The 24081-nt window shown below is 61.7% G+C and carries 26 protein-coding genes; 14 read left to right on the forward strand and 12 right to left on the reverse strand.

Annotated elements, in window-relative coordinates; genetic code table 11:
- Positions 1-10: 10 nt before the first annotated feature.
- Positions 11-1711, reverse strand: a complete 1701-nt coding sequence (locus ACQ4WL_RS11330) for an MFS transporter (protein WP_436509824.1) — start codon at positions 1709-1711, stop codon at positions 11-13.
- Positions 1712-1936: 225 nt separating this feature from the next.
- Here ACQ4WL_RS11330 and ACQ4WL_RS11335 point away from each other — a divergent pair, with 225 nt between their 5' ends.
- From ACQ4WL_RS11335 to ACQ4WL_RS11350, 4 genes are all read left to right on the forward strand, one after another.
- Positions 1937-3115, forward strand: a complete 1179-nt coding sequence (locus tag ACQ4WL_RS11335; RefSeq protein ID WP_436509825.1) for an acetyl-CoA C-acyltransferase — start codon at positions 1937-1939, stop codon at positions 3113-3115.
- A 125-nt stretch (positions 3116-3240) separates the two neighbouring features.
- Positions 3241-3543 carry a Dabb family protein gene (locus ACQ4WL_RS11340; RefSeq protein ID WP_436509826.1) on the forward strand — a complete coding sequence of 101 codons (303 nt, stop codon included), beginning with the start codon at positions 3241-3243 and terminating at the stop codon, positions 3541-3543.
- A gap of 164 nt (positions 3544-3707) precedes the next feature.
- Positions 3708-4703: an NADP-dependent oxidoreductase gene (locus ACQ4WL_RS11345; protein WP_436509827.1), complete on the forward strand. Its 996-nt coding sequence runs from the start codon at positions 3708-3710 to the stop codon at positions 4701-4703.
- Between the two features lie 58 nt (positions 4704-4761).
- The gene (locus ACQ4WL_RS11350; RefSeq protein ID WP_436509828.1) at positions 4762-5187 is read left to right on the forward strand and encodes a GNAT family N-acetyltransferase; all 426 of its coding nucleotides are present in this window, start codon (positions 4762-4764) and stop codon (positions 5185-5187) included.
- A 74-nt stretch (positions 5188-5261) separates the two neighbouring features.
- Here the strand turns inward: ACQ4WL_RS11350 and ACQ4WL_RS11355 are convergent, their stop codons facing one another.
- The 9 genes from ACQ4WL_RS11355 to ygfZ all read right to left on the reverse strand — a co-directional run bounded on the left by ACQ4WL_RS11355 (position 5262) and on the right by ygfZ (position 14763).
- A complete protein-coding gene (locus ACQ4WL_RS11355) occupies positions 5262-6272 on the reverse strand; it encodes an ABC transporter permease subunit (RefSeq protein ID WP_436509829.1) in 1011 nt (336 codons plus the stop codon).
- 24 nt (positions 6273-6296) lie between these two features.
- A complete protein-coding gene (locus ACQ4WL_RS11360) occupies positions 6297-7796 on the reverse strand; it encodes a sugar ABC transporter ATP-binding protein (RefSeq protein WP_436509830.1) in 1500 nt (499 codons plus the stop codon).
- A 77-nt stretch (positions 7797-7873) separates the two neighbouring features.
- Complete coding sequence (locus ACQ4WL_RS11365; RefSeq protein WP_096235540.1) at positions 7874-8809, reverse strand: ABC transporter substrate-binding protein; 936 nt, start codon at positions 8807-8809, stop codon at positions 7874-7876.
- A 64-nt stretch (positions 8810-8873) separates the two neighbouring features.
- On the reverse strand, positions 8874-9824 hold the full coding sequence (gene tal / locus ACQ4WL_RS11370) for a transaldolase (protein ID WP_436509831.1): 951 nt from the start codon (positions 9822-9824) through the stop codon (positions 8874-8876).
- Positions 9825-9826: 2 nt separating this feature from the next.
- Positions 9827-11311, reverse strand: coding sequence for a xylulokinase (gene xylB / locus ACQ4WL_RS11375; protein ID WP_436510071.1), 1485 nt, complete (start codon positions 11309-11311; stop codon positions 9827-9829).
- A gap of 31 nt (positions 11312-11342) precedes the next feature.
- Positions 11343-12350: a LacI family DNA-binding transcriptional regulator gene (locus ACQ4WL_RS11380; RefSeq protein ID WP_436509832.1), complete on the reverse strand. Its 1008-nt coding sequence runs from the start codon at positions 12348-12350 to the stop codon at positions 11343-11345.
- Positions 12351-12621: 271 nt separating this feature from the next.
- Positions 12622-13359 (reverse strand): NRDE family protein, encoded by a 738-nt coding sequence (locus ACQ4WL_RS11385; RefSeq protein ID WP_436509833.1) that lies wholly within the window; start codon positions 13357-13359, stop codon positions 12622-12624.
- Positions 13350-13640, reverse strand: a complete 291-nt coding sequence (locus ACQ4WL_RS11390; RefSeq protein WP_436509834.1) for a DUF4936 family protein — start codon at positions 13638-13640, stop codon at positions 13350-13352. The genes ACQ4WL_RS11385 and ACQ4WL_RS11390 overlap by 10 nt, the downstream gene beginning before the upstream one ends.
- 7 nt (positions 13641-13647) lie before the next feature.
- On the reverse strand, positions 13648-14763 hold the full coding sequence (ygfZ, locus tag ACQ4WL_RS11395; RefSeq protein ID WP_436509835.1) for a CAF17-like 4Fe-4S cluster assembly/insertion protein YgfZ: 1116 nt from the start codon (positions 14761-14763) through the stop codon (positions 13648-13650).
- 176 nt (positions 14764-14939) lie between these two features.
- On the opposite strand from ygfZ, the gene mltG reads away from it, so the two are divergent.
- The 3 genes from mltG to ACQ4WL_RS11410 are packed head-to-tail and all read left to right on the forward strand — an operon-like array spanning position 14940 to position 17647.
- Entirely contained in the window at positions 14940-15926 is a 987-nt protein-coding gene (gene mltG / locus ACQ4WL_RS11400; protein WP_436509836.1) for an endolytic transglycosylase MltG, read from the forward strand.
- A gap of 35 nt (positions 15927-15961) precedes the next feature.
- On the forward strand, positions 15962-16603 hold the full coding sequence (gene tmk / locus ACQ4WL_RS11405; protein WP_436509837.1) for a dTMP kinase: 642 nt from the start codon (positions 15962-15964) through the stop codon (positions 16601-16603).
- Between the two features lie 15 nt (positions 16604-16618).
- Complete coding sequence (locus ACQ4WL_RS11410) at positions 16619-17647, forward strand: DNA polymerase III subunit delta' (RefSeq protein WP_436509838.1); 1029 nt, start codon at positions 16619-16621, stop codon at positions 17645-17647.
- A 63-nt stretch (positions 17648-17710) separates the two neighbouring features.
- On the opposite strand, the gene ACQ4WL_RS11415 is transcribed toward ACQ4WL_RS11410, so the two are convergent.
- Positions 17711-18064, reverse strand: coding sequence for a hypothetical protein (locus ACQ4WL_RS11415; RefSeq protein WP_436509839.1), 354 nt, complete (start codon positions 18062-18064; stop codon positions 17711-17713).
- Positions 18065-18216: 152 nt separating this feature from the next.
- On the opposite strand from ACQ4WL_RS11415, the gene ACQ4WL_RS11420 reads away from it, so the two are divergent.
- From ACQ4WL_RS11420 to ACQ4WL_RS11450, 7 genes are all read left to right on the forward strand, one after another.
- On the forward strand, positions 18217-18603 hold the full coding sequence (locus tag ACQ4WL_RS11420) for a VOC family protein (RefSeq protein ID WP_436509840.1): 387 nt from the start codon (positions 18217-18219) through the stop codon (positions 18601-18603).
- A 57-nt stretch (positions 18604-18660) separates the two neighbouring features.
- Complete coding sequence (locus tag ACQ4WL_RS11425; protein WP_436509841.1) at positions 18661-19293, forward strand: carbonic anhydrase; 633 nt, start codon at positions 18661-18663, stop codon at positions 19291-19293.
- 92 nt (positions 19294-19385) lie between these two features.
- Positions 19386-20165, forward strand: a complete 780-nt coding sequence (locus ACQ4WL_RS11430; RefSeq protein WP_436509842.1) for a TatD family hydrolase — start codon at positions 19386-19388, stop codon at positions 20163-20165.
- 16 nt (positions 20166-20181) lie between these two features.
- Entirely contained in the window at positions 20182-20832 is a 651-nt protein-coding gene (locus ACQ4WL_RS11435; RefSeq protein WP_436509843.1) for an ankyrin repeat domain-containing protein, read from the forward strand.
- 254 nt (positions 20833-21086) lie between these two features.
- Positions 21087-22010 carry a class I SAM-dependent methyltransferase gene (locus ACQ4WL_RS11440; protein ID WP_436509844.1) on the forward strand — a complete coding sequence of 308 codons (924 nt, stop codon included), beginning with the start codon at positions 21087-21089 and terminating at the stop codon, positions 22008-22010.
- A gap of 100 nt (positions 22011-22110) precedes the next feature.
- Positions 22111-22359: a hypothetical protein gene (locus ACQ4WL_RS11445; RefSeq protein ID WP_436509845.1), complete on the forward strand. Its 249-nt coding sequence runs from the start codon at positions 22111-22113 to the stop codon at positions 22357-22359.
- Positions 22360-22511: 152 nt separating this feature from the next.
- A complete protein-coding gene (locus ACQ4WL_RS11450; RefSeq protein ID WP_436509846.1) occupies positions 22512-22709 on the forward strand; it encodes a hypothetical protein in 198 nt (65 codons plus the stop codon).
- A 63-nt stretch (positions 22710-22772) separates the two neighbouring features.
- Here ACQ4WL_RS11450 and ACQ4WL_RS11455 read toward each other — a convergent pair whose 3' ends face one another.
- Positions 22773-23891, reverse strand: a complete 1119-nt coding sequence (locus tag ACQ4WL_RS11455; protein ID WP_436509847.1) for a phospholipase A — start codon at positions 23889-23891, stop codon at positions 22773-22775.
- Positions 23892-24081: the final 190 nt, after the last annotated feature.

Here is a 24081-nt window from a genome sequence, read left to right on the forward strand (position 1 = left end):
TGGCGTTGGATCAATCGTCGGCGTAGATATTGTTATCCTTGGTTTCCTTGACGAACAGGGTGCCGATCACGACAGTCGCCAGGGCGATGACGATCGGATACCACAGGCCGTAATAGATATCGCCCTTGAAGGCCACTAGCGCGAAGGCCGTGGTCGGCAGCAAGCCGCCGAACCAGCCGTTACCGATGTGGTAGGGCAGGGACATCGAGGTGTAACGGATACGCGTCGGGAACATTTCCACCAGCATGGCGGCGATCGGGCCATACACCATGGTCACATACAGTACCAGGATGAACAGCAACAAGACGACCATCGGCTTGTTGATCTGCTCCGGATCGGCTTTGGCCGGGTAGCCCGCTTCCTTGATGCCGGCGCCGATTTCTTTCTTGAACGCGGCTTCCTTGGCTTTGCTGTCCGCATCGAAATTCAAGCCGTCGGCCGTCATGACGGCGTTAAACGAGGTTAATTCCTTAGCGCCTATGCGCACTTTTGCCACGCTGCCGGCGGGCGCGTCTTCCTTCGTGTAGTTCACCGAGCTGTTCGACAGGAAAGCCGTGGCGATGTCGCACGACGATGGGAATTTCTTCTGGCCCGTCAGGTTGAACTGGAAGTGGCAGGAGGCCGGATCCGCCACCACCACCACAGGCGAATTCTTCAGTGCCGCTTCCAGCTGCGGATTGGCGAAGTGGGTCAGGCCGTTGAAGATCGGAAAGTAGGTCGCCGCGGCGATCAGGCAGCCGCCGAGGATGATGTACTTGCGGCCGATGCGGTCGGACAGGCTGCCGAAGAAGAGGAAGAACGGCGTGGCCAGCAGCAGGGCGATGGCGATCAGCACGTTGGCCGTTGCCAGGTCGACTTTCAGGGTCTGGATCATGAAGAACAGGGCGTAGAACTGGCCCGTGTACCACACGACGGCCTGGCCGGCGGTCAGGCCGATCAGGGCCAGGATGACGATCTTCAGGTTTTTCCATTTGCCGAATGCTTCCGTCAGCGGCGCTTTCGAGGTCTTGCCCTCGGCTTTCATCTTGGCAAACGCTGGCGATTCATTCATGGCCAGGCGGATCCACACGGAAATACCCAGCAGGATGACGGAGACCAGGAAGGGAATGCGCCAGCCCCATGCTTCGAAATCTTTTTCGCCGGTCGCCAGGCGGGTGCCCAAGATGACCATCAGCGACAGGAAGAAGCCCAGGGTAGCCGTGGTTTGTATCCACGCCGTGAACGCGCCGCGCTTGCCTTCAGGCGCGTGCTCGGCCACGTAGGTGGCTGCGCCGCCGTATTCGCCGCCCAGCGCCAGGCCTTGCAGGATGCGCAGAAAGACGAGGATGATCGGTGCGGCGATGCCGATGGAGGCATGGCCCGGCAGCAAGCCGACGATGAAGGTGGAGCCGCCCATGATCAGGATGGTGATCAGGAAGGTGTACTTGCGGCCGATCATGTCGCCCAGGCGGCCGAAGACCAGAGCGCCGAACGGACGCACGATGAAGCCGGCGGCAAAGGCCAGCAGCGCGAAGATGAAGGTGGTGGTGGGGTCGCCGATGAAGAATTGCTTGGCGATGATGGAAGCGAGCGAACCGTACAGGTAAAAATCGTACCATTCAAAGACGGTGCCGAGTGAAGACGCAAAAATGACCTTGCGTTCTTCGGGCGTGATCGGCGTTCCCTTGGTGGAAAATTTCCGTACGTCGGCCGAGCCGGATGGTGTTGCCATGGTTTGTCTCCCTATGTTTTATAGTGAACTATTGCCGCGGTCTTTTTGACCATTCTTGCAACAGCTTGGAGGCGAGTGTGTTCTCTAAACCTTACGTCATGCTTGCTTGAAACTTACATGAAGCTTACTAGTTGTGCTTGCCAAAACTTTGCGAACGACCGTACTTAAATGTGCTATTCTGCTTCCGAGGCACCACCATATAACATTCCCACAAGGAGACACAGCATGAATGAAGCCGTCATCGTATCGACCGCCCGCACGGGCCTGGCCAAGTCCTGGAAGGGCGCGTTCAACATGACGCACGGCGCCACCCTGGGCGGCCACGTGCTGGCGGCCGCCATCGAGCGCGCGCGCATCGAGGCGGAAGAAGTGGAAGACGTGCTGGTCGGCTGCGCCTTTCCCGAAGGCGCCACGGGCGGCAATCTCGCGCGCCAGGTCGCCTTGCGCAGCGGCTGCCCCGTCACGACTGCCGGCATGACCGTCAACCGTTTTTGCTCGTCGGGCTTGCAGGCGATCGCCCTGGCGGCGCAGCGCATCATCGCCGGCGAAGGCGATATCTATGCGGCGGGCGGCGTGGAATCGATTTCCTGCGTGCAAAACGAAATGAATACGCATATGTATCGCGACGTCTGGCTGCAGCAGCACAAGCCGGAAGTGTACTGGCCCATGCTGCAGACGGCCGAAACCGTGGCCAAGCGCTACCAGATTTCGCGCGAGCGCCAGGATGCCTATGGCGCGCAAAGCCAGCAGCGTGCCGCCGCCGCCCTGGCTGCCGGCCTGTTCGATGCGGAAATCGTGCCGATGACCACCATCATGGGCGTGGCCGACAAGGCCAGCGGCATGCTGGTGTCGCGCGAAGTGACAATCTCTGCCGATGAAGGCATCCGTGCCGACACGACCTATGACGGCGTGGCCAAGATCCGCCCGGCCATGCCGGGCGGCGTCATCAGCGCTGGCAATGCCAGCCAGTTTTCCGATGGCGCGGCGATGGCCATCGTGATGAACGCGAAAGTGGCCGAAGCGAAAGGCTTGCAGCCGCTGGGCATCTTCCGCGGCTTTGCCGTGGCCGGCTGCGAACCCGATGAAATGGGCATCGGCCCGGTCTACGCGATTCCGAAACTGCTGAAAAAAGCGGGCTTGACGGTGGCCGACATCGGCCTGTGGGAACTCAACGAAGCGTTCGCCGTACAAGTGCTGTATTGCGCCGACACCCTGGGCATCCCCATGGAGCGCCTGAACGTCAATGGCGGGGCGATTGCCGTCGGCCACCCGTACGGCGTGTCGGGCGCGCGCCTGACGGGCCACGCCTTGATTGAAGGCAAGCGCCGCGGCGTCAAATATGTGGTGGTGACCATGTGCATCGGCGGCGGCCAGGGCGCGGCCGGCCTGTTCGAGGTGCTGTGACGTAGATTGACCTCAGTCTGCGGGCGGCTTCCAGGCCGCCCGTTTGCATTCCACCGGTGCGCTCTGCAAAACACGCCGATAGCGGGTACAGTCATGCTTCATTAATAAACAAGCAGCCTGCCACCATGATCAAGCACATTGTTTTCTGGAAACTGTTAGACCACGCCGAAGGCGCCGACCGCGCCACGAACGCCTTGAAACTGAAAGCCTTGCTCGATTCCTGTTCGGATTTGGTGCCCGGCATACTGAAATTCGAGGCGGCCGTGGCCCAGCCTGGCCTGGAAGCGACCTACGACATCGTGCTGTACAGCGAGTTCGCCAGCCGCGCAGCGCTCGATGCCTACCAGAACCACCCCGAGCACGTGAAAATCAAGCCGTTTTTTGGGGCTGTGCGGGAAGCACGGCAATGCATGGACTACGAAGTGTAGTGACACCGAACCAAACCTACTGCGCGTCGGTATAGGTGGACTGCGATGCTCACCGTACTACAGTACGGTTGCGCTTCTCGGCCACCTCTCCCTTCCGCTCGCTACGGTTTTGTTCGGTGTCGTGAATATCAATGTAAGCTATCAACTTTATTGACAGGAGCATCATGACCACCTACCAACGCATCGTCCTCGCCTCGCGTCCCACGGCCGAAGTGCAGCCAGATAACTTCCGCCTGGAAACGAAAGACATTCCCTCCATCACGGATGGTCAATTGCTGGTACGCAACCAGTATCTGTCCTTGGACCCCTACATGCGCGGGCGCATGAGTGCGGGTAAAAGCTATGCGGCGCCGCAGGCGCTCGACGAAACCATGATCGGCGGCACGGTGGGCGTGGTGCTGGAATCGAAGCATCCGAAGTTCGCCGTGGGCGACACGGTCGTGGGGACGTTGGGCTGGACGGAAGTGGCTGTCTCGGACGGTACGATGCTGCGCAAGGTCGACACGACGCACATCCCCGCCTCGGCCTATCTGGGTGCCGTCGGCATGCCGGGCATGACGGCGTGGTATGGCTTGAACCAGATCATGGCGCCGAAAGCGGGCGAAACGGTGGTCGTGTCGGCCGCCAGCGGCGCCGTGGGCAGCGTCGTGGGCCAGTTGGCGAAATTGAAAGGCTGCCGTGTCGTCGGCATCGCCGGCGGCGCCGAGAAATGCGCGTATGTCGTCAAGGAACTGGGTTTCGATGCCTGCGTCGATTACAAGGCGGGCAACCTGGCGGCCGACCTGGCAGCGGCCACGCCGGACGGCATCGACGCCATCTTTGAAAACGTGGGTGGCGCCATCTTCGACGCAGCCCTGGCGCGCACCAATGCGTTTGGCCGCGTCGCGGTGTGCGGCTGGATCGCCGGCTACAACGGCGAAGCGACGCCGCTCGACAATGCGCGCTTCATCCTCACCAACCGCCTGACCGTGCGCGGCTTCATCGTCTCGGAGCAGCCGGAATTCTGGCCGCAAGGCCTGGCGGAACTGGCTACCCTGGTGGCGACGGGCAAGCTGAAATTTCGCGAATCCGTGGCCGACGGCCTGGCCAGCGCACCGGAAGCCTTCATCGGTCTGCTGAAAGGCCGCAACTTCGGCAAGCAATTGGTGAAGCTGGGCTAGCCCCCTATGAAAGGCGGGCCGTGCGACAATTGCGGCCCGTCTCTTACTACCATCTACCATGACCAAGCACACCATCCGCCTCGGCGACTGGGCCACCCTGGGCCCTGACGCCACCGCCATCCGTTTTGAAGTTTTCGTCGATGAACAGAAAGTGCCGGCCGAGATCGAACTCGACGACATGGACGCGGTCTGCCTGCACGCCGTCGCCTATGACGACTTTGGTGCCGCCATCGGCACGGGCCGATTATTGCCGGACGGCCATATCGGCCGCATGGCTGTGCGCCAGCCGGGCCGCGGCACGGGCGTGGGCGGCGCCATCTTGACCTTGCTGATGGACAAGGCGCGCGCACGCGGCGATGCAGCGGTGGTGCTGAACGCGCAAACCGTGGCCGCGCCATTCTATGCGCGCCACGGTTTCGTGCAGCAGGGGGAACAATTTGAAGAGGCGGGGATTGCGCATGTGGAGATGCGGCTGCAGTTTTAACTGCTGGGGTCAGACCCCCCCTAACGTTGGCACAGAGCTTTGCGTTAGCGGAGTTGAGGGTCTGACCCCGGATTTTAATTTTGCGCGTGGCTCTGGCGCCATTTATCCAGGATCACCGCCAGCACGATGACGACACCCTTGGCCACATACTGCCAGAACGATGACAGTCCCAGGATCGTCAAGCCATTGTTCATCACGCCGATGATCAGCGCGCCGATGACGGTGCCCCAGACGGAACCGACGCCGCCCATCAGGCTGGTGCCGCCCAACACGACGGCGGCGATGGCGTCCAGTTCATAGCCGGTGCCCCAGTTGCCGTTGGCCGCATACAAACGGCTGGCCGACATGGCGCCGCCCAGACCCGCGAACAGGCCGCTGATGGTGTAGACAAACATCAACACGAGGCCGACCTTGATACCCGTCAAACGGGCCGCCTGGATATTGCCGCCGACAGCGTAGATATGCAGACCCAGGGTCGTCTTGCGCAAAATAAACCACGTCAGCACGACGACGGCCGCGGCCAGCCAGATCAGCCAGGGAATGGCCAGGAAGCTGCCGTTGCCCATCCATTCGAAGCTGGGGATTTCCGTGTTCAGCACGCTGGTGCCGTCGGCGAACAGGTAGGCTGCGCCGCGCAGGGCCGTCATGGTGCCCAGGGTGACGACGAACGGGTTCAGGCCGACGAGGGCGACCAGCACGCCGTTCAATGCGCCCAGCAGCAGGCCGACGATGAGGAAGGTGGGAATCGAGAAGCCGGCGAATTGGGCCGACAGCGACATCAGCATTCCCGCCACGGCCGAGACGGCCAGCACGGAACCGACGGATAAATCGATGCCGCTGGTCAGAATGACGAAGGTCATGCCCGAGGCCAGCACGATGTTGATCGACACCTGGCGGAAGATATTCATGGTGTTATTGCTGGTCATGAAGGTCGACGTGCCGTCGGCCGAGAAATACACGGTCAGGCCGTACATGGCCAGGTACAGCACCACCAGCACGGGCAGCATGCCCAGGCGGCGCATCAGGTTCGAGGCATTGAAGGGTTGGCTCGCGCTTGCGGCGCCGCCGGTGGTAGTGGTAGTCATGATAGTTCTCCCTGTATTGATTTTTTAAGCGGCGTCCAGATGGGTGGCATAGGCGAGGATGTTTTCCTGCGTGATGTCGTCGCCCGTCACTTCGCCCGTCAGGCGTCCTTCGCACATCACCATCACGCGGTCGCAGATGCCGACCAGCTCGGCCAGTTCGCTGGAAATGCACAGCACGGCCGTGCCCGCATCCGCCAACTGGTGGATGATCTTGTAAATTTCACTCTTCGCGCCCACGTCCACGCCCCGCGTCGGTTCGTCGAGGATGAGGACCTTGGGCGCGATGGCCAGCCAGCGCGCCAGCAAGACTTTCTGCTGGTTGCCGCCAGAGAGTCCGCCGACGATGCCATCCGGCCCCGAGACCTTGACGTTGAGGTTGGCTATCGCCTCACGCGTCAGCTGCGTCAGGGCGCCACGGTTGACCACGCCCGCCGTGGAATGCCTGGACAGGATATTCATCGACATGTTTTCCATGGCCGACAATTGCATGAACAAGCCCAAGCTCTTGCGGTCTTCGGGCAAATAGCCGATGCCGTGGCGGATGGCCGCCAGTGGCCGGTGGATATGTACTTCCTGGCCATCGAGCCACACTTTCCCCGATTGCTTCTTGTCGGCGCCAAAGATCAGCCGCGCCAGTTCCGTGCGGCCCGCGCCGACCAGGCCGGCCAGGCCCGTGACTTCGCCCGCATGCAGCGCGAACGAGGCAGGCTTGACCTTGCCACCGCCCACGTTTTCCACGCGCAGGCGCTCGGCGCCGCGCGTGGTGCGCCGCTGGTGCGCATAAAAGTCGTCGGCGGGGCGGCCCACCATCATTTGCACGACTTTCTTTTGATCCAGTTCATCCTTGCCCAGCTCACCCACATAGGCGCCGTCGCGCAGCACCGTGATGCGGCGCGCAAGGCGCTCCACCTCGGCCATGCGGTGGCTGATGTACAGCACGGCCAGGCCCTTGTCGCGCTGTTCTTCGATGATGCGGAACAATTGTTCGGTTTCCCGGTCGGACAGGGCGGCAGTGGGCTCGTCCATGATCAGGATGCGGCTTTCGTGCACGAGGGCGCGGGCGATTTCCACCTGCTGCTGCTCGGCGATCGACAGGCTGGACACCATGGTGTCCGCGTCGAAGCGGGAACCGAGGTCGTCCAGGATGGCGTTGGTGCGCGCGCGCATTTCGCCGCCCTTGACGGTCCAGAATGGTCCCTGCGGCTCGCTGCCCATGAAGACGTTCTGCGCCACCGTCATGTTCTTGGCCACGCTCAGTTCCTGGTAAATCAGGTTGATGCCCAGCGCGCGCGCCTCGCCCGGGTTGCGGATCTTGATCGGTTTTCCGTCGAGAATGATTTCGCCCGCATCGGGGGTGTACACGCCCGAGAGGATTTTCATCAGGGTGCTCTTGCCGGCGCCGTTTTCGCCCATCACGGCATGGATTTCGCCGCTGCGCACCGTCAGGTGCACACCGCGCAGCGCGCGCGTGGCGCCAAAGCGCTTCTCGATGCCGCGCATTTCAAAAATAATTTCGTCGCTCATGACTGTCCTTCCTTGCGGGTGAAACTGGCGCCGCCTGCGAACTGGCCGGCGGCGCCACGTGGTTCAGGTCAGGCAGATCAGTTCTTTACCCAGCCCGTGTAGGTGGCGACGTTTTCCTTGGTGATGGCCGGGGTCGGCAACAGCACCATGGTCTGTTTCGGCGTACGGCCATTCATGATGTCGTAGCCCATCTGTACGGCGTCGGTGGCCATGCGGTACGGGTTTTGCGCCGAGGTGGCGGCAAACAGGCCAGCCTTGTTTTTCAGGGCGTTCTGGCCATCGGGTGCGCCATCGACGGCCGTGATCAGTTTCACATCGGTGCGCTTCGACTGCTTGATCGCCAGTTCGGCGCCGATGCCGGTCGGGTCATTGATGGCGAATACGGCGTCGATCTTCGGATAGGCCGTCAGCAAGTTCGACATCACGGTCATGCCGCCGTCGCGGCTGCCGCCCGCGTTCTGGTTGTCGGACAGGATCTTGATATCCTTGAAGGCAGCCAGGGTTTTCTTGCAGCCATTCACGCGGTCGATCACGGACGTGACCGGTGGGCCGTTGAGGATCACCACATTGCCCTTGCCGCCGATTTGCTTGGCCAGGTAGGCGCACGAAACGTCTCCCGCCATGGTGTTGTCGGACATTACGGTGGCGGAAGCTCCTACGGCGCCCACATCGACGGCGATCACGACCACGCCCGCATTGCGCGCTTTCTTGATGGCCGGTGCGATGCCCTTGGAATCGACGGCGTTCAGGATGATGATGTCGGTCTTGTTGGCGATGAAGTTTTCAATCTGGTCTACCTGGGTGTTCAGGTCATACTTGCTGGACACCGTGGTGACTTTCACGCCAGGGCCGCCGAGCTTTTTCGCGCTTTCTTCCGCGCCGCGGCCAATCGCCACGAAGAAGGGGTTGGCCAGGTCGCCCACGCTCACGCCGATCGATTTCAGCGGTTTGTCGGCGGCAAAGGCGCCGCAGGCGGCGGACAGCAGCAGGGTGGCGGTAATGACTTTTTTCATGAGGATCTCCAAGGGTTTTTATTGTAAAAACAAACGGTGCTACGGGTGAAAACTGCGTGCAAACCTAGCGCTTGCGTAATTGCTCGATCATGGCGTCCAGCTTGCCCGCATCGATGGCAAAGCCGCGTATGCCTTCGGCCAGCTTTTCGGTCGCCATCGCATCGTCGTTCAAGGCGTAGCGGAAAGCGGCCTCGTCATACGTGATGGCCGGCTGCGCCGCGCCCAAATCGGCGCCCAGGGCGCGCTCGAATGGTGCGTTGGATGCTTCCAGCTTCGCCAGCAAGTCGGGGCTGATGGTCAGCAAGTCGCAACCTGACAGGGCCGTGATCTGTCCCACGTTGCGGAAGCTGGCGCCCATCACTTGCGTGGCGATGCCATGTTGTTTGTAGTAATTGAAGATGCGTGTCACGGACTGTACACCTGGATCATTGGACAGGCTGCGCGCCGCTTCGTCCCATGCCGCGCCCAAGGACTTCTTGTGCCAGTCGTAGATGCGGCCCACAAACGGCGAAATCAGGCGTACTTTGGCATCGGCGCAGGCGACGGCCTGGCAAAACGCGAACAGCAGGGTCAGGTTGCAAAAGATGCCATCGGCTTCCAGTTCGCGCGCCGCCTGAATGCCCTCCCAGGTGGCGGCGATCTTGATCAGCACGCGCTCACGGGCTATGCCTGCTTGCTCGTAAAGGGCGATCAAACGGCGCGCCCGGGCCACGGTGGCGGCGCGGTCAAAGCTCAAGCGGGCATCGACCTCCGTCGACACGCGGCCCGGCACGACCTTCAAAATTTCCAGGCCGAAGCGCACCAGTACTTCATCGACGATGTCGTCCAGCGACGCGGTTTTGTGCGCGGCGACGGTGCTTTCCAGCAAGGGCGCGTAATCGGGCTGCAGCACGGCCTTCAGGATCAGTGACGGGTTGGTGGTGGCGTCTTGCGGCGCGAAGCGCGCCAGTTGCAAGAAGTCACCCGTGTCGGCGACGACGGTGCTGTGCTGTTTTAATTGTTGCAACTGATTCATTACTATTCCTTATCACTGAGTTGGTGCAAGGCTTGCACGGCGGGAAACAGGCTACGGTACCGACCGTAACGAATGCTCAAGGCTGCGCTGTGCGCGGCATCGGGCAGGAAAGTGTTTTTGATGGGCAAGCCCTGCGTCAGCAGGCTGGTGTCGCCGATAGCGGCAAAGCCCAGCTTGGCTGCGCCCAGGCTGGCCGACAGTTCGCTGTTGTGCAGGGTGCGCATTTCGCGTCCCAGCACATTGGCCAGCAACTGCGCCCAGTATTGGCTGCGCGCGCCGCCGCCCACCAGCATGCAGTGGGGCACCACTGCACCGGTTGAGGTGACGGCCGCCATGGCGTCGCGCAAGGCGAAGGCCACGCCTTCGAGTACGGCGTAGCCGAGCTGCGCCGGCGTGCTGTCGTGGCCCAGCTGCAAGAACGCGCCGCGCACTTGCGGGTCGTTATGCGGCGTGCGCTCGCCCGACAAATACGGCAGGAACAGGGGCGCCGAGGGCGCGATGGGCGCATCGAGCGGCAAGCGCGCTTCCACCAGCGCCAGCAGTGCCGCTTCGTCGGGCTGGCCCAGCACGCCAGTCGCCCAGCGCAAGCAGCTGGCGCCCGACAAAATCGCGCCCATCGCATACCAGCGCCCGGGCAGGGCGTGACAAAAGCTGTGGACGCCGCCGGCCGGGTTGCCCAAAGGCGCTTCGGTGACGGAAACGATGGCGGCGCTGGTGCCCAGCGAAATAAAACTGTCGCCGCCATTGACGGCGCCGATGCCCACGGCCGAGACGGGGTTGTCGCCGCCGCCGCCCGCCACTACCACGTCCATGGGCAAGCCCAGCTGGTCGGTGATAGCGGCCAGCACGGTGCCCGTGGCCGCATCGCCTTCGGCCAGTGCCGGCATCTGTTCCGGTGCCAGGCCGCAGGCGACCAGCATGGGGGCGTACCAGGCGCGCCTGGCCTCGTCGAGCCACAGGGTGCCGGCCGCGTCGGACATGTCCGTCAGTTTGATCCCCGTCAAGCGCAGGCGCAGATAGTCTTTCGGCGACAGCAGGCAGGCGATGGCGGCAAAGGCATCAGGCTCATGCTTTTTCAGCCACAGCAGTTTCGGCGCCGTCAGGCCTGCCATGGGCAAGCTGCCCGTCACGTCCGCATACGCGGGATAGTCGCGCGCCAGTGCAGCCGCTTCGGCCTCGGCGCGCGCATCGTTCCACAGGATGGCGGGACGGATCACAGTATCGTTGGCGTCGAGCAGCACGGCACCATGCATCTGGCCAGACAGGCCGATGCAGGCGATCTGCGCGTAGTCCTGCGGCCAGGCGGCGCGCAGCTGGCCCAGTGCGTTGACGCAGGCGGCCCACCAGTCCTGCGGCGACTGTTCGGACCAGCCCGGCTGCGGGCGGCTCACATCCAGGCGCACGGAAGCCTGGCCGCGCACCTTGCCAGTACTGTCCATCAGCACGGTTTTCAGTTCGGAGGTACCGAGGTCGATACCGAGGGAAATCGCTGGATGCATATTGTTTTACTGTAAAAGGTCAGGGACAGCCGCAGGAATTGCGCACGCGCAAGGTTGGCGACAAGCGCTGCACATGCTGGGTGCGGTCCGGGTTGGCGATACGTTCGATCAACAGGTCGACGGCCCTGGCGCCCAGCTCCTCGAGCGGCTGGGCCATCACGGTCAGGCGGGGGCTGAAGTAATCGGCCCAGTCGAAATCATCGAAGCCTGCCAGCGCCACATCTTGCGGTACCGCAATGTGCGCGTCGCGCAAGGCATGCATGGTGCCGATGGTCATCAGGTTATTGCCGGCCACGATGGCCGTCGGACGTTGTCCGGGCGCCAGCGCCAGCAATTCACGCGTGGCCGCGCCGCTGCGCTCCAGTTTGGAGTCGCCCGAGCGCAGCAGTTCGGGGTCAAAAACGATGTTGGCGCGCTGTAAGGCCAGGCGGTAGCCTGCGATGCGCTCATGCGTCGTGGACAGGCCGGGCGCGCCGGCGATGAAGCCGATGCGGCGGTGGCCGTGCGTCGCGATCAAATGGCTGACCAGTTGCGCCGTCGCCTCGGTGTTTTCCACGCCCACCTGGTCGAATGGTTGCGGTGACATGCGGTCCACCAGCACGGAAGCGATCTTGTTGCTGGTCAAATAGTCGAGAGCGCGGTTGTGCGGATCGCCCGAGGGCGCCAGTACGATGCCATCGACGCGTCGCTGGTGCAAGTTCTGCACCACTTTGAGTTCCTGTTCGGGGTCGTCATGCGTATCGGAAAACAGCATCATCAAGCCGTGGCGCGTGCAGGCCGCCTCGATGGCGCGCACGGTTTCGCTGAAGTAATGATTGGTGAAGGCGGAAATGGCCACGCCGATGGTGCCCGACGACGAGCCGGCCAGGGCGCGCGCCAGCATGTTCGGCACATAGCCGATCTGCTGCATGGCCGCATTGACGGCGGCGACGGTTTTCGGGCTGACCTTGCGCGTGCCGTTGACTACGTGCGAAACGGTCGACAGCGATACGTCCGCCGCCCGCGCTACATCTTCCATGGTGGCCATGGTGTCTCCTGATGATTTTTTTTATTATGTGCTGCGATTGGGTACGGCTGTGTCGCCGCGTTTGAATCTATCGTAAACAAAAGAAAGCGCTTGCGCAAGCGCTTTCTTTTTTGTGCGCATGGCTGGCTGGTGGTTTTTCGATGAGGATTGGAGGAGCTTGCGTAGGTCGGATTAGCGCGCCAGAGGCGCGCGTAATCCGACATCGGGGACGGCGGTGATGTTGGTTGAGTGTGGTGGTGTTGTCGGGTTGCGCGTTGCGCGCTAACCCGACCTACTGTATCAGCAGCTCATGCAGTTCGCCGGGCGAGTCCGGGAACAGTTTCACGACGGTGGACGTGCGCGTGCCGTAGCCCGGCGTTTCGATGCAGACGGCGGACAGCACGCGCTCGAGGTCGAGCGGCACGCCCGTGTCCGGCAAGCGGAAGTCGGGCGCGCGCGTGGTGTCGGCCAGCATGTCGAAATAGGCATCGTCGGGCGCGCCCTGGCACAGCAGGCTGGCGAACTGGGCCTTGGTCTTCAAGACTTTCGGCCACGGCGCGTCCAGCAGGGCGTTCGACAAGCCGTAGATGCCCGGTTCCAGAGGCTGGCCATTGCGCGCATCGCCATCGCCCCGGTTGGAAAACCAGATCAGCGTATGCGCATCGCCCAGCACCAGATTAAAACCGTTGTAGGCTTTGCAGCCGGAGCGGATTTGCGCGATGTAGTCTTGTGGCGACATGTTGCCGGCCAGATAGTCGGCAACCAGGGCGCCGCGCGAGGGGGCGTCCGGGTTGCGGTCTTGCGGGCTGCGGATATTCGTGATGGCGGCAAAGCGCGAACTGCCGCTGCCGGCCTGCGTGATGCCCATCCAGCTGCCGCCTGCCTGCAGGTCGCGGCCCGCATATACTTGCGGGTGTTCGGGCCAGGCACCGGCAGGGGCGCTGGCGCGCTCATAGAATTCGTCGCGGTTGGCGGCGGCAATCAGCGGGATGTGCGGATTGACTTTCCAGGCAAAAACGATCAGGCACATGGAGGCAAATCCATGAACACTTCCGTTTGCCGCGCGCCGGCCGTCAGGGCCAGCAAGCCCGCCTCGTCGGCGGCAGCGGCCAGCTGTTCGGCAAAGCCTTCGCCGACGACGGGATAGATTTCCATCCACGTCTGCAAGCCATCCTTCATTTCCGGGCGGCGCTTCAGTTGTGGCGCCACGCCGGAGGCAGCCGCCAGTTTCGCTTGCATGGCGCGCACGCGCGCTTCCAGCGCCTGGGCGTGCTCTTCCTTCACTTGATAGTAAATGTATAAATCTTTCATGGCATTCTCACAAGTCGAGTGCGTCGAGCACGTAAGGCATGGGCAGGAACTGCACGTGAACGCCCTGGCTCGAGCCGTAGCGCACGGTGCCGGCGACGCTTGAACCTTCTGCTATCGCCCCCAGCTTCATTTCAACGAGGGCGTCGATGCCGCCCACGCCGTTGGGCGCGGCGTTGACGACCATGCCGCAAGGCTGGTCCGGGTCGCTGACGGCGAACAGTTCGCCGCCGGCCACTACCGAAGGATCGGCGATGCTGACGAGGGTGGTGCGGCGCTTGAGCTTGCCCAAATACTGGCTGCGCGCGACGATTTCCTGGCCTGGGTAGCAGCCTTTCTTGAAATTGACGCCGCCCAGCAGCTCGAAGTTGACCATTTGCGGCACGAATTGTTCTTGCGTGGTAGCCGTGATCTGCGGGATGCCTGCATGGATTTCCGACAATTGCCAGGCGTCGTTGCCGCCCTTGGCCAGCTGTTGCGTCAATGGCGGCCACACGTCGCGCGCCGTGGCGGCGGAGGTCAGCCATTCATAGCGGGCGCTGCCGAACGCATCGGCCACGCGCAGCAGGGTACCCAGCACATGCTCGACCTTGCTGAACGGCGCGGCAGGCAGGGTGGGGAACCAGGCGGCCAGGGCGGCGCTGGCTTGCTTGCCGCCGAGGCCCAGGATGACTTGATTGGCCTCATCAACGGACGCATCGTGCAGCTTGGCCTTGGCGCGCAGCACGAACATCTGCAAGCGCTTCTGGATGGCCGGCTGTATGGTGCGCGGCAATTGCAGATAAATGGTGGTGGCATTGCGCCACATCAGGAAACTGGCCAGCAGCCGGCCTTTCGGCGTGCAGTAGCCGGCCAGGCGCACTTGCTGCTGCTCCAGGTGTTCCACGTCGTTGGTCAGCTGGCCGTGCAGGAAACTGGCTGCCTCGTCGCCATTCAAGCCGATCAAGCCCTGGTCCGTGATGGCCGCGACAAAACCTTCTTGCAGCTGGGACACTGTCAGGGACTGGCCGAAATCGTGGATAGTGGCGGCGGCGATGGGGGCGGTGCTGTCAGGCGCGCCACCGGTGGCAACGGGACGGGCGCCTTGTGCTGTTAAAAATTGATTCCAGTTATTCATAATTTCCATTAGATCAGCGATTAAGCATTATCATTACGGGTTCATTATAGTGATGTCGCGCAGATCGCGTCGGCAGCGGCAAGATTGCCAGTGCTGGCGCCGCTTTGCGCGCACTTGCTTCACAAATGAACGATCATAACAAGCGCGTGCTGCCCGCCAGCATCCGCATCACAAGAATCGGAACAATGGCTTTCTTTAAAAAACTTGTAGTCAGCTCAGTCATCGCCGCCATCGGCGTCGGTGGTACTTTTGTGTACTGGGCGCAGCAGCCCATCACCACGGAAGGCGAAGCGATCCCGTTTACGATCACGCCGGGCAGCGGCGCGCATGCGGCCGGCCAGCAGATTGCGGACGCGGGCGTGCCCATCGTGCCCATCCTGTTCAACCTGCTGGCGCGCATCGAAGGCAAGACCTCGAAGATCAAGGCCGGTTCCTACGAGTTGAAACCGGGCACCACGCCGCAGCGCCTGATCACGCAACTGGCACGCGGTGAATTCGCGCAAGAGTCGCTGACCATCATCGAAGGCTGGACTTTCAAGCAGATGCGCCTGGCCATGGCCAACCATGCTGGCCTCAAGCACGATACCGTAGGCCTGTCCGACAAGGAACTGATGGCGAAAATCAGCCCTGAATATGTGCATCCGGAAGGCCTGTTCTTCCCGGATACCTATCTGTTCGCCAAGGGCGCCAGCGAAATGCAGATTTTCAAGCAGGCGCACACGGCCATGATAGGCCGTCTGTCCGAAGCGTGGGACAAGCGCGATCCGGCCCTGCCCTATAAAAACCCGTACGAGGCGCTGATCATGGCTTCCATCGTGGAAAAGGAAACGGGGCAAAAGTCTGAGCGCGCCATGATTGCCGGCGTCTTCGTCAACCGCCTGAAAACCGGCATGCTGTTGCAGACAGACCCGACCGTGATCTATGGCATGGGAGACAACTACCAGGGCAAGATCCGCAAACGCGACCTGGAAGCGGACACCCCTTACAATACCTACACGCGCGGCGGCTTGCCGCCCACGCCGATCGCCCTGGCTGGCGCGCAATCGCTGACGGCGGCGCTGGCGCCGGCCCGCACGCAAGCGCTGTATTTCGTCGCGCGCGGCGACGGCACCAGCCAGTTCTCGGCCAACTTGCCAGACCATAACCGCGCCGTGAATCAATATCAGCGGTAATTGCCAGCATTCATCATCACCAGATTAAGAGTTTCATGACACAACACTATCAACCCCGTTTCATCACCTTCGAAGGTATCGATGGCGCGGGCAAGTCGACGCATATCGGCTTTGTCACCGACTATCTGCAGCAGCGGGGCGTAAGCCTCGTGTCGTCGCGTGAACCGGGCGGCACCAGCCTGGGTGAAAAGCTGCGCGAACTGCTGCTGCATGAAAAAATGCACCTGGAAACGGAAGCCTTGCTGATGTTCGCCAGCCGCCGCGAACACATCGCGCAAGTCATCGCACCCGCTCTGGCGCGGGGCGAGTGGGTCATTTCCGACCGCTTCAGCGATGCCAGTTTCGCCTACCAGGGCGGCGGCCGCGGCATGGACTTGCGCAAGATGGAAGCGCTGGAGGCATGGGTGCACCCGCATTTGCAGCCGGACCTGACGTTCCTGTTCGACGTGCCGCTGGCCGTGGCCAGAGCCCGCCTGGACGCCACGCGCGCGCTCGACAAGTTCGAGCAGGAGCAGGCAGACTTCTTTGCCGCCACGCGCAACGAGTATCTGCGCCGTGCGGCCCAGTTCCCGGAGCGTTTCCGCATCATCGATGCCACGCAAAGTATTGCCGATATCCAGGTGCAGCTTGCGCAACTACTTGATGTGTTGCTCGAACAAAGCGTCGCAAATCGCTGATTTACAAAGAATAAAATGACCAGTTCTCTCTATCCGTGGCAACAGGACGCCTGGCAGCAATTGCAAGCCTTGCGCCCGCGCATGCCGCACGCCATTCTGTTCCATGGCGCGCAAGGCATCGGCAAGGCCGACTTCATCGAGCATTTTGCGCAGGCCTTGCTGTGCGAAGACGTGCGCGCCGACGGCCACGCGTGCGGCGCGTGCGCCTCGTGCGGATGGTTTAGCCAGGGCAACCACCCCGATTACCGCCGGGTCCGTCCGGAAGCGCTGGAAGACGAGGTAGCCGACGATGGCGAAGACGGTGACGGCGCGAAGAAAAGCGCCAAGACCAAGACGCCGTCGAAAGACATCAAGATCGAGCAGATCCGCAATCTGGCGGACTTCATGAACATTTCCACGCACCGCCAGGGCTTGCGCGTGGTGGTGCTGTATCCGGCCGAGGCGCTCAACACGCCCGCCTCGAACGCCTTGCTGAAGACCCTGGAAGAGCCGCCGCCGGGCACCTTGTTCCTGCTGGCATCGAACAGCCTGGACCGGCTGCTGCCGACGATCCTGTCGCGCTGCAGGAAATTTGCCTTGCCCATGCCCAGCCACGAGCAAGCCTTGACCTGGCTCAAGCAACAAGGCTTGAACGATGCGGACAGTTGGCTGCGCGAGCAGGGCGGCGCGCCGCTGGCCGCGCTGGCCCAGTCCGAATCGGGTGGCCGCGAAGAAACGGAACAGTTGCTGCAAGTGCTGGCCAATCCCGGCGTGGAAGCGGCCCTGAAGGCGGCGGATAAATTGCAGAAGGCGCCGCTGGCGCCGCTGGTGGCGTCCTTGCAGCGCTGGCTGTACGACGTGTTTTCCGTCAAGCTGGCGGGCACCATCCGCTATTACCCGCGCCACCGGCGCGAGCTCGAAGCGCTGGCCGCACGCATCAACGTCAGCCGTTTGATGGCCGCCATCAAGGCCGCCAACGAACGCCGGGCGATTGCCGAACACCCATTGTCGCCCAAGCTGTTCCTCGAAGACATGCTGCTCGACTACTCGTCAAGTTGTCAATGAAATCAAGCACTTGCCATGTCCATTTAATCCAGATTGTTTGATGCTTGGCGCGATTGGAATGACTTAGCCGCAGGCGCGCGTGCAGCTGCGGTAGTGCACTTCACAAGATTGCAAGCGTTCGGCGCGCCGGGCGCGGAAGGCCTGGGCTTGCGTCGGCTGCAGCTGCTGCGACTGGGGTCCCGTTTCCCGGCTCGCGGCAGCGTAGGGATTGCTGCTGGGCTTCATCGACAAGATGGGGCTGCTATCGTCTTCCGTGGCTTGCTGCACTTGCGCGCGGCAATCCTGGCGTGCCGATGCGCACACGGACGCGCACAGGCCCGCTTCCGGGGGGGGCTTGGGCGCGTCGCGCTTGTCTTGTGCATGCGCTGTCAGGGCCAGGCAGGCCAGCAGTATCAAAGGGCTGGCAATTTTCAGCATGAACACTCTCCACGTTTCCGCGCGCAACCGCCTGGCTGCACACCGGTGTTCCACTATACATCTTGATAACATTTTTGCCTAGCGCCATGGCCGTTTGCCACGCCCGGGGCCCGATGTTACAGTCGACGCACTGGACAGCAACGGAGGCGCGCATGAAACGGGTCACTGGCATCGGCGGCATCTTCTTCCACGCGCAAGACCCGGCCACGTTGCGTGCCTGGTACCAGCGCCACCTGGGCCTGGACGTGCAGCCCTGGGGCGGGGCTGCCTTCACGTGGACGGACGGCGATGGCCAGCCCACCGGCGGCACCACCATCTGGTCCGTGGCAGCACGGGATAGCGAGCAATTCGCGCCCGGCAAGGCTACCTTCATGATCAATTACCGGGTCGACGACCTCGATGCGCTGCTGCAAGCCCTGCGCGACGAAGGCTGCACGGTGCTGGACAAGGCGCCCGATTCGGAATATGGCCAGTTCGGCTGGGTCATCGATCCCGAGGGCAACAAGGTGGAGCTGTGGCAGCCACCAGCAGGGCAATAGGCAGGACAGGCGCCAGATCAGCGATAATATCGGCTCAGCTAACCATTCCATTTATTTATGCGCGACATTATTGCTGGATTTCTACGCTTCCAAAAAGAGGTTTTCCCCACCCGCCGCGAGTTGTTCAAGACCTTGGCCACGGGGCAAACCCCCAAGGCACTGTTCATTTCCTGCTCGGACAGCCGCATGGTGCCGGAACTGGTGACGCAGCGCGAACCGGGCGAGCTCTTCGTGATCCGCAACGCGGGCAACATCGTGCCGTCGTATGGTCCCGAACCGGGCGGCGTGAGCGCCACGGTCGAATTTGCCGTGTCGGCCTTGAACGTGAGCGACATCGTCATTTGCGGCCATTCCGATTGCGGCGCGATGAAGGCGATTGCCACCTGTGCCTGCCTGGACCACATGCCGGCCGTGCGCACCTGGCTGCACCATGCCGATGCGGCGCGCATGATCAACGAGTCGGTCGCGCATCCGACGGAACAGTCGCGCATCGACGGCATGGTGCGCGCCAACGTGGTGGCGCAATTGAATAACCTGCGCACCCATCCCTCGGTGGCGCTGGCCATGGCGCAAAACCGGCTGACCCTGCACGGCTGGGTGTATGACATCGAGAACGGTTCCCTCGACGCGCTCGACGAGTCGACCGGCAACTTCGTTCCGCTCGCCGAACACCCGTCCTCTCAGTTGTAATCGGCTGCAAGCATCTGAACCGCCGCGGCAGGGGGGGCTGCGCCCAGCGCTTCCCCTGCCAGTTTTTGCTCCCTCCGGTACAATTCCGCCTTATGTATATCGATTCCCATTGCCATATCAATTTTCCCGAGCTGGCTGCTCGCATGCCCGAGATCCTCGCCAAGATGGCCGAGAACAAGGTGACGCACGCCCTGTGCGTGTCCGTCGACTTGCCGGACTTTCCCCAGGTGCTGGCCTTGGCCGAGCAGTATCCGCATATTTTTGCTTCCGTCGGCGTGCATCCCGACTACGAGGACACGCCTGAACCATCCGTGGAAGACCTGGTGCGCCTGGCCGACCATCCGAAGATCATCGCCATTGGCGAGACGGGCCTCGACTATTTCCGCCTGACGGGCGACCTCGAGTGGCAGCGCGAGCGTTTCAGGACGCACATCAAAGCGTCAAGAATCACCCGCAAGCCCTTGATTATTCACACAAGAGCGGCCAGTGCAGACACGATACGCATCATGCGAGAAGAGGGCGCCGGCGTCGCCGACGGTGGCGTGGCCGGCGTCATGCATTGCTTTACGGAATCGCTGGAAGTGGCGCGCGCCGCCATCGACATGGGCTTCTATATTTCCTTTTCCGGCATCGTCACGTTCAAGAGTGCAAAAGATTTGCAAGCCGTGGCCCTGGAAGTGCCGCTCGAGCGCATCCTCATCGAGACGGATTCGCCGTATCTGGCGCCCGTGCCGTTCCGTGGCCGCATGAACGAGCCTGGCTATGTGGCCCACGTGGCCGAGTATCTGTCGACCCTGAAGGGCATCCCTCTGGAGCAGGTGGCGCGCCAGACGACGGAAAATTTCTTCAAGTTATTCAATCAGTTGCCATAACTTCTTAAGGTCGAACATGATGAGAAAATTCGCCCTGGCGATGCTGCTGTGCTGGTCCACCGCCAGCCACGCGGCGCCGGATCCGGACAGCTTCTTCCGCGCCGTATCCGTCAACAACGCCAGCGGCGTGCGCAGCATGCTGCTTGACGGCATGAATCCGAACCAGCCTGATACGCAGCGGGGTGACATTCCCCTCGTGCTGGCCCTGCGCGACGATGCGGACAAGGTGTTCAAGCTGCTGCTCGATGCGCCCGGCATCGACATCGAAGCGCGCTCGGCCAATGGCAACACGGCACTGATGATGGCGGCCTACAAGCACAAGCAGGACGCCGTGCAAGCCTTGCTGGCCAAGGGCGCCAAGGTCAACCAGAGCGGCTGGACGGCGCTGCACTATGCGGCTTCGGCGGGCGACTTGCCCATCATGAAGATTTTTCTCGACCGCGATGCCGTGGTCGATGCGCGCGCCCCCGCCAACGTCACGCCGCTGATGTTTGCCGCCCGCGAAGGGCAGGAAGGCGCCGTCAAGCTGCTGCTGTCCTGGGGCGCGGACGCCAGCCTGAAAAGCGACCATGGCTGGACGGCCGTGCAGTTCGCGCAGGCCGGTGACAAGCCGGGCGTGGTGGCCATCATCGAAGCTGCCCAGAAGGCACGTGCCGCCCGCAAGTGATCTTTTTAGTAATATTTTCCATGCCAGCGTCGAAACTGGCATGGAATTGCCTCTCACCTCAGCCCTTTGTTCTCCCTGCCGATTAACGATAATGATCATGTCGCATTAATCAGGAGATCTTTCGCATGGGCAATCACACCACCGTCAGGCGCCGGTTGTACTGTCGCCGCCCCGCGCGCAGCCCGTGCGACATCACTGCTTTCTGGAATGACAAAACCGATCGGCCATCGGAGCCAGACTCCAAGAGGACAGACATGCTGAATGAACGAGAAATCGAGAGTTGTTACCTGGGGCAATTTATCCCCGTCCATTACCATCACAATATGTTGATGGACCAGAACCGCATGCACGGTTTCAAGTCGGCGATCGATTACGCGGTGAAACCCGGCATGAAGGTGCTGGAACTGGGTGGCGGCACGGGCGTGCTGTCGTGGTTTGCAGCCGCGCGCGCCGACAAGGTGTGGTGCGTGGAGTTCAATCCGGACATGGTCAAGGAAGCGCGCAAGATGCTGGTGCTCAATCCCAACGGTGAAAAAGTTGAAGTCGTGCACGCGGACGCCTTCGAATATCTGCCGCCGGAGCCCGTCGATGTGGTCATTTGCGAAATGATCCATGTGGGCATGCTGCGCGAAAAGCAGGTGGAAGTGATCGAATCGTTCAAGCGCCGCTACCTGGCCCGTTTTGGCGGCCCGCTGCCCATCTTCCTGCCCGAAGCCGTCATCATGGCCGTGCAGCCGATGCAGCAGGAATACGACTTTGAGGGCTTTCATGCGCCCATCGTGCAATTTCAGGAAACCACGGCCATCCACCCGGGCGTGCAGGAACTGGCGCCGCCGTCCGTCTATAGCATCATCGACTTCAGCCAGCCGACGGACAGCGTATTCGGCTTTGACGGCAAGTTTGTCGTCGAGCGCAGCGGCACGCTGAATGCCTTGCGTTTCGTCACCAAGAACATCCTGGCCGTGGTGCCCGAGCGCTCGAGCACCATCGACTGGCTGAACCACTACATGTGTTTGCCGTTGGCCACGCCGGTGGCCGTGAAGGCGGGCGACGTGCTGCAAGTGAGCTTCCAGTACCGCGCGGGCGGCTCGATTCCTTCGCTGGAAGCGTCGATCCGCGCGCAAGTCATCTACGATGTCAACCTGCAACCGGTGGCCCAGAACGCCGTCTACGCGTAAGCTTCATTAATGTAAAGGCAACGCCGCAGGCATTTCGTCCTGCGGCGTTTGTCCATTCAGGGTATATTTCGTCTTTTACCCACTGGACAGCTTTACTATCATGGAACAGATCGATCAGCGTTACCTCGTGCAACAGAACAAAATCAGCGATGGCGAGACCAAGCCGCCCGTGTTTGCCAAGGTAATGCGCAGCAAGGAAGGCGTGTTTGAAGGCGTGTCCTTCATCAAATCGAAGGAAAAGGCCACCGTCATGACCATCGAAGATGCCAACCAGGCCATCAAATGGGCCACCAACAAGAAGCCGAACGCGCATGAATACATCACGAAAGTGATTTGCGTCGGCCAATAAGCCCCCGTTCATCCCCGTTTTTACACCGTTCATCCCCGTAGCACGCAGTTCATCGCATGGCCGTTGCCTTCCAGATAGCGCTTTTATATAGTGCTGTCACGGTAGCGGGGCAAGCACGGCTTGCTCCGCACATTTCATTCGAGGGGAACGCGATGCTGGGATTCGTGCTGTGGCTGCTGCTCTTGCTGGTGTGCTGGCCCCTGGCCTTGCTGGCGCTCGTGCTGTATCCGCTGGTCTGGCTGCTGTTGCTGCCATTGCGCCTGATCGGCATTGGCGTGGAAGGCGTGTTCGAACTGCTGCGCGCCATCGTCATGCTGCCGGCGCGCGTGCTGGGTGGCGGCCGGCGCTAAAACTATGTTTCCCATAAAAAAATGGCGCCCTCGGCGCCATTTTCATTTCTGTCACTGTACTGCTTACAGGTCGACCATGAAACCGGCACCGATCGATTTCTGCGAATAGTTGTAGTCGATCAAGCTCTGGCCATAGCCGGAGAACAGTTGCAGATAGCCTTTCAGGTTGGCCTTCAATGGGAAAGCCCAGCTTGCCTGCATGGAGCCATGCTTCTTGCTGAAATTGCGGCGGGCCGTCACGGCATACTCGTGCCCCTTGTTGCGGTAGCTCACGCGCAAGTCGCCATGCCCCATGTAATCGGTGATGTCGATATTGTCATTGTCCGTCTTGCCATTGTCGAGGCGGTGCCAGATGCGCGTCGTGACGGCCAGGTTGTCTTTTTCCACGCCCAGCTCGGCATACACGCGATTCCAGCTGCGCGACAGGGTCGACGTCTGGCCATTCGACTGGTGCACCAGGCCGAAGTTCAGGTAATTGAATTCCACGCCCGCGAAATGCTTGTTGATCGGTAAGACCAGCATCAATTCTGGCTGATAGTTGGTCTCGCGGAACGGGCTCGATGCCTTGCGGTTATACGCTTGCCAGAAACTTTGCTGCGTGTAGCCGAACCACATGTCGATGGGCGTGCCGGCTATGTCTTCCAGCAACTTCATCTTGAAGCTCAGCTGGAATGTCAGTTCCACGTGCTGGCTCTTGACGCCGCCAGGCGTGAAATCCTGGAACGGCTCGTCGTTCGAGGCGCTGCTGTAGTTGGCCAGCAGCAGATAGGTATCGCGGTGCGGGCGGAAGTTGAACAGGCCGCGCTTCGAGGCATCGTTGAGTTCCCACGATTGTTGCGTGCGCGAAATCGGCGTTTCCGGTGGCGCGGCGCCAGCCTGCGCGATGGCGGGAATGGCGGCGTTGACCGCGTCGGGCGTGGCCACGCCCGGCGGGCTGACTGGCGTGAGGGGAGCGGCCTCGGCTGCCGCTGCCAGGGTCACTGCCGCCGTGGCGGAATCACCGCCGGCGGCGAAGGTGGCCTTTTCCGCTGCCTTGGCCAGGGTGTCGAAGCAGCCCAGGCGGGCGCTGGCATCGCCAAGCACGGCGCAACGCTGCATTTGCTGTTCCAGTTCGCCGGCCATGGCCAGCGCTGGCGACGCCAGCAGGGAGGAGAGGATTATTTTTCTTAGTTGGATAGTCATAGTCTGTGTGGGGCATTCGTTCGGTGCGCACCTGGGCTGCATGCCTGCGGCGTCGCCTTGCACGATAAATTACCGTGCGTCTTGATTCTGATTAATCTTTACTGGATTAATGGAGGTGGAAGTATAGCGGAATACCTTGTTTATTCTCTGTCCCAGACGTGTGTGCGGCGGACAGTGTTGTGCGCTTGGT

Source organism: Janthinobacterium kochi, from assembly GCF_051380715.1.
Taxonomy (GTDB): domain Bacteria; phylum Pseudomonadota; class Gammaproteobacteria; order Burkholderiales; family Burkholderiaceae_D; genus Janthinobacterium.

What these genes read in the sequence shown, in the direction of transcription:
- ACQ4WL_RS11330 (WP_436509824.1), bottom strand. Translation starts at nt 1,711, where the DNA reads ATGGCAACACCATCCGGCTCGGCCGACGTACGGAAATTTTCCACCAAG.
- ACQ4WL_RS11335 (WP_436509825.1), top strand. Translation starts at nt 1,937, where the DNA reads ATGAATGAAGCCGTCATCGTATCGACCGCCCGCACGGGCCTGGCCAAG.
- ACQ4WL_RS11340 (WP_436509826.1), top strand. Translation starts at nt 3,241, where the DNA reads ATGATCAAGCACATTGTTTTCTGGAAACTGTTAGACCACGCCGAAGGC.
- ACQ4WL_RS11345 (WP_436509827.1), top strand. Translation starts at nt 3,708, where the DNA reads ATGACCACCTACCAACGCATCGTCCTCGCCTCGCGTCCCACGGCCGAA.
- ACQ4WL_RS11350 (WP_436509828.1), top strand. Translation starts at nt 4,762, where the DNA reads ATGACCAAGCACACCATCCGCCTCGGCGACTGGGCCACCCTGGGCCCT.
- ACQ4WL_RS11355 (WP_436509829.1), bottom strand. Translation starts at nt 6,272, where the DNA reads ATGACTACCACTACCACCGGCGGCGCCGCAAGCGCGAGCCAACCCTTC.
- ACQ4WL_RS11360 (WP_436509830.1), bottom strand. Translation starts at nt 7,796, where the DNA reads ATGAGCGACGAAATTATTTTTGAAATGCGCGGCATCGAGAAGCGCTTT.
- ACQ4WL_RS11365 (WP_096235540.1), bottom strand. Translation starts at nt 8,809, where the DNA reads ATGAAAAAAGTCATTACCGCCACCCTGCTGCTGTCCGCCGCCTGCGGC.
- tal (WP_436509831.1), bottom strand. Translation starts at nt 9,824, where the DNA reads ATGAATCAGTTGCAACAATTAAAACAGCACAGCACCGTCGTCGCCGAC.
- ACQ4WL_RS11380 (WP_436509832.1), bottom strand. Translation starts at nt 12,350, where the DNA reads ATGGCCACCATGGAAGATGTAGCGCGGGCGGCGGACGTATCGCTGTCG.
- ACQ4WL_RS11385 (WP_436509833.1), bottom strand. Translation starts at nt 13,359, where the DNA reads ATGTGCCTGATCGTTTTTGCCTGGAAAGTCAATCCGCACATCCCGCTG.
- ACQ4WL_RS11390 (WP_436509834.1), bottom strand. Translation starts at nt 13,640, where the DNA reads ATGAAAGATTTATACATTTACTATCAAGTGAAGGAAGAGCACGCCCAG.
- ygfZ (WP_436509835.1), bottom strand. Translation starts at nt 14,763, where the DNA reads ATGGAAATTATGAATAACTGGAATCAATTTTTAACAGCACAAGGCGCC.
- mltG (WP_436509836.1), top strand. Translation starts at nt 14,940, where the DNA reads ATGGCTTTCTTTAAAAAACTTGTAGTCAGCTCAGTCATCGCCGCCATC.
- tmk (WP_436509837.1), top strand. Translation starts at nt 15,962, where the DNA reads ATGACACAACACTATCAACCCCGTTTCATCACCTTCGAAGGTATCGAT.
- ACQ4WL_RS11410 (WP_436509838.1), top strand. Translation starts at nt 16,619, where the DNA reads ATGACCAGTTCTCTCTATCCGTGGCAACAGGACGCCTGGCAGCAATTG.
- ACQ4WL_RS11415 (WP_436509839.1), bottom strand. Translation starts at nt 18,064, where the DNA reads ATGCTGAAAATTGCCAGCCCTTTGATACTGCTGGCCTGCCTGGCCCTG.
- ACQ4WL_RS11420 (WP_436509840.1), top strand. Translation starts at nt 18,217, where the DNA reads ATGAAACGGGTCACTGGCATCGGCGGCATCTTCTTCCACGCGCAAGAC.
- ACQ4WL_RS11425 (WP_436509841.1), top strand. Translation starts at nt 18,661, where the DNA reads ATGCGCGACATTATTGCTGGATTTCTACGCTTCCAAAAAGAGGTTTTC.
- ACQ4WL_RS11430 (WP_436509842.1), top strand. Translation starts at nt 19,386, where the DNA reads ATGTATATCGATTCCCATTGCCATATCAATTTTCCCGAGCTGGCTGCT.
- ACQ4WL_RS11435 (WP_436509843.1), top strand. Translation starts at nt 20,182, where the DNA reads ATGATGAGAAAATTCGCCCTGGCGATGCTGCTGTGCTGGTCCACCGCC.
- ACQ4WL_RS11440 (WP_436509844.1), top strand. Translation starts at nt 21,087, where the DNA reads ATGCTGAATGAACGAGAAATCGAGAGTTGTTACCTGGGGCAATTTATC.
- ACQ4WL_RS11445 (WP_436509845.1), top strand. Translation starts at nt 22,111, where the DNA reads ATGGAACAGATCGATCAGCGTTACCTCGTGCAACAGAACAAAATCAGC.
- ACQ4WL_RS11450 (WP_436509846.1), top strand. Translation starts at nt 22,512, where the DNA reads ATGCTGGGATTCGTGCTGTGGCTGCTGCTCTTGCTGGTGTGCTGGCCC.
- ACQ4WL_RS11455 (WP_436509847.1), bottom strand. Translation starts at nt 23,891, where the DNA reads ATGACTATCCAACTAAGAAAAATAATCCTCTCCTCCCTGCTGGCGTCG.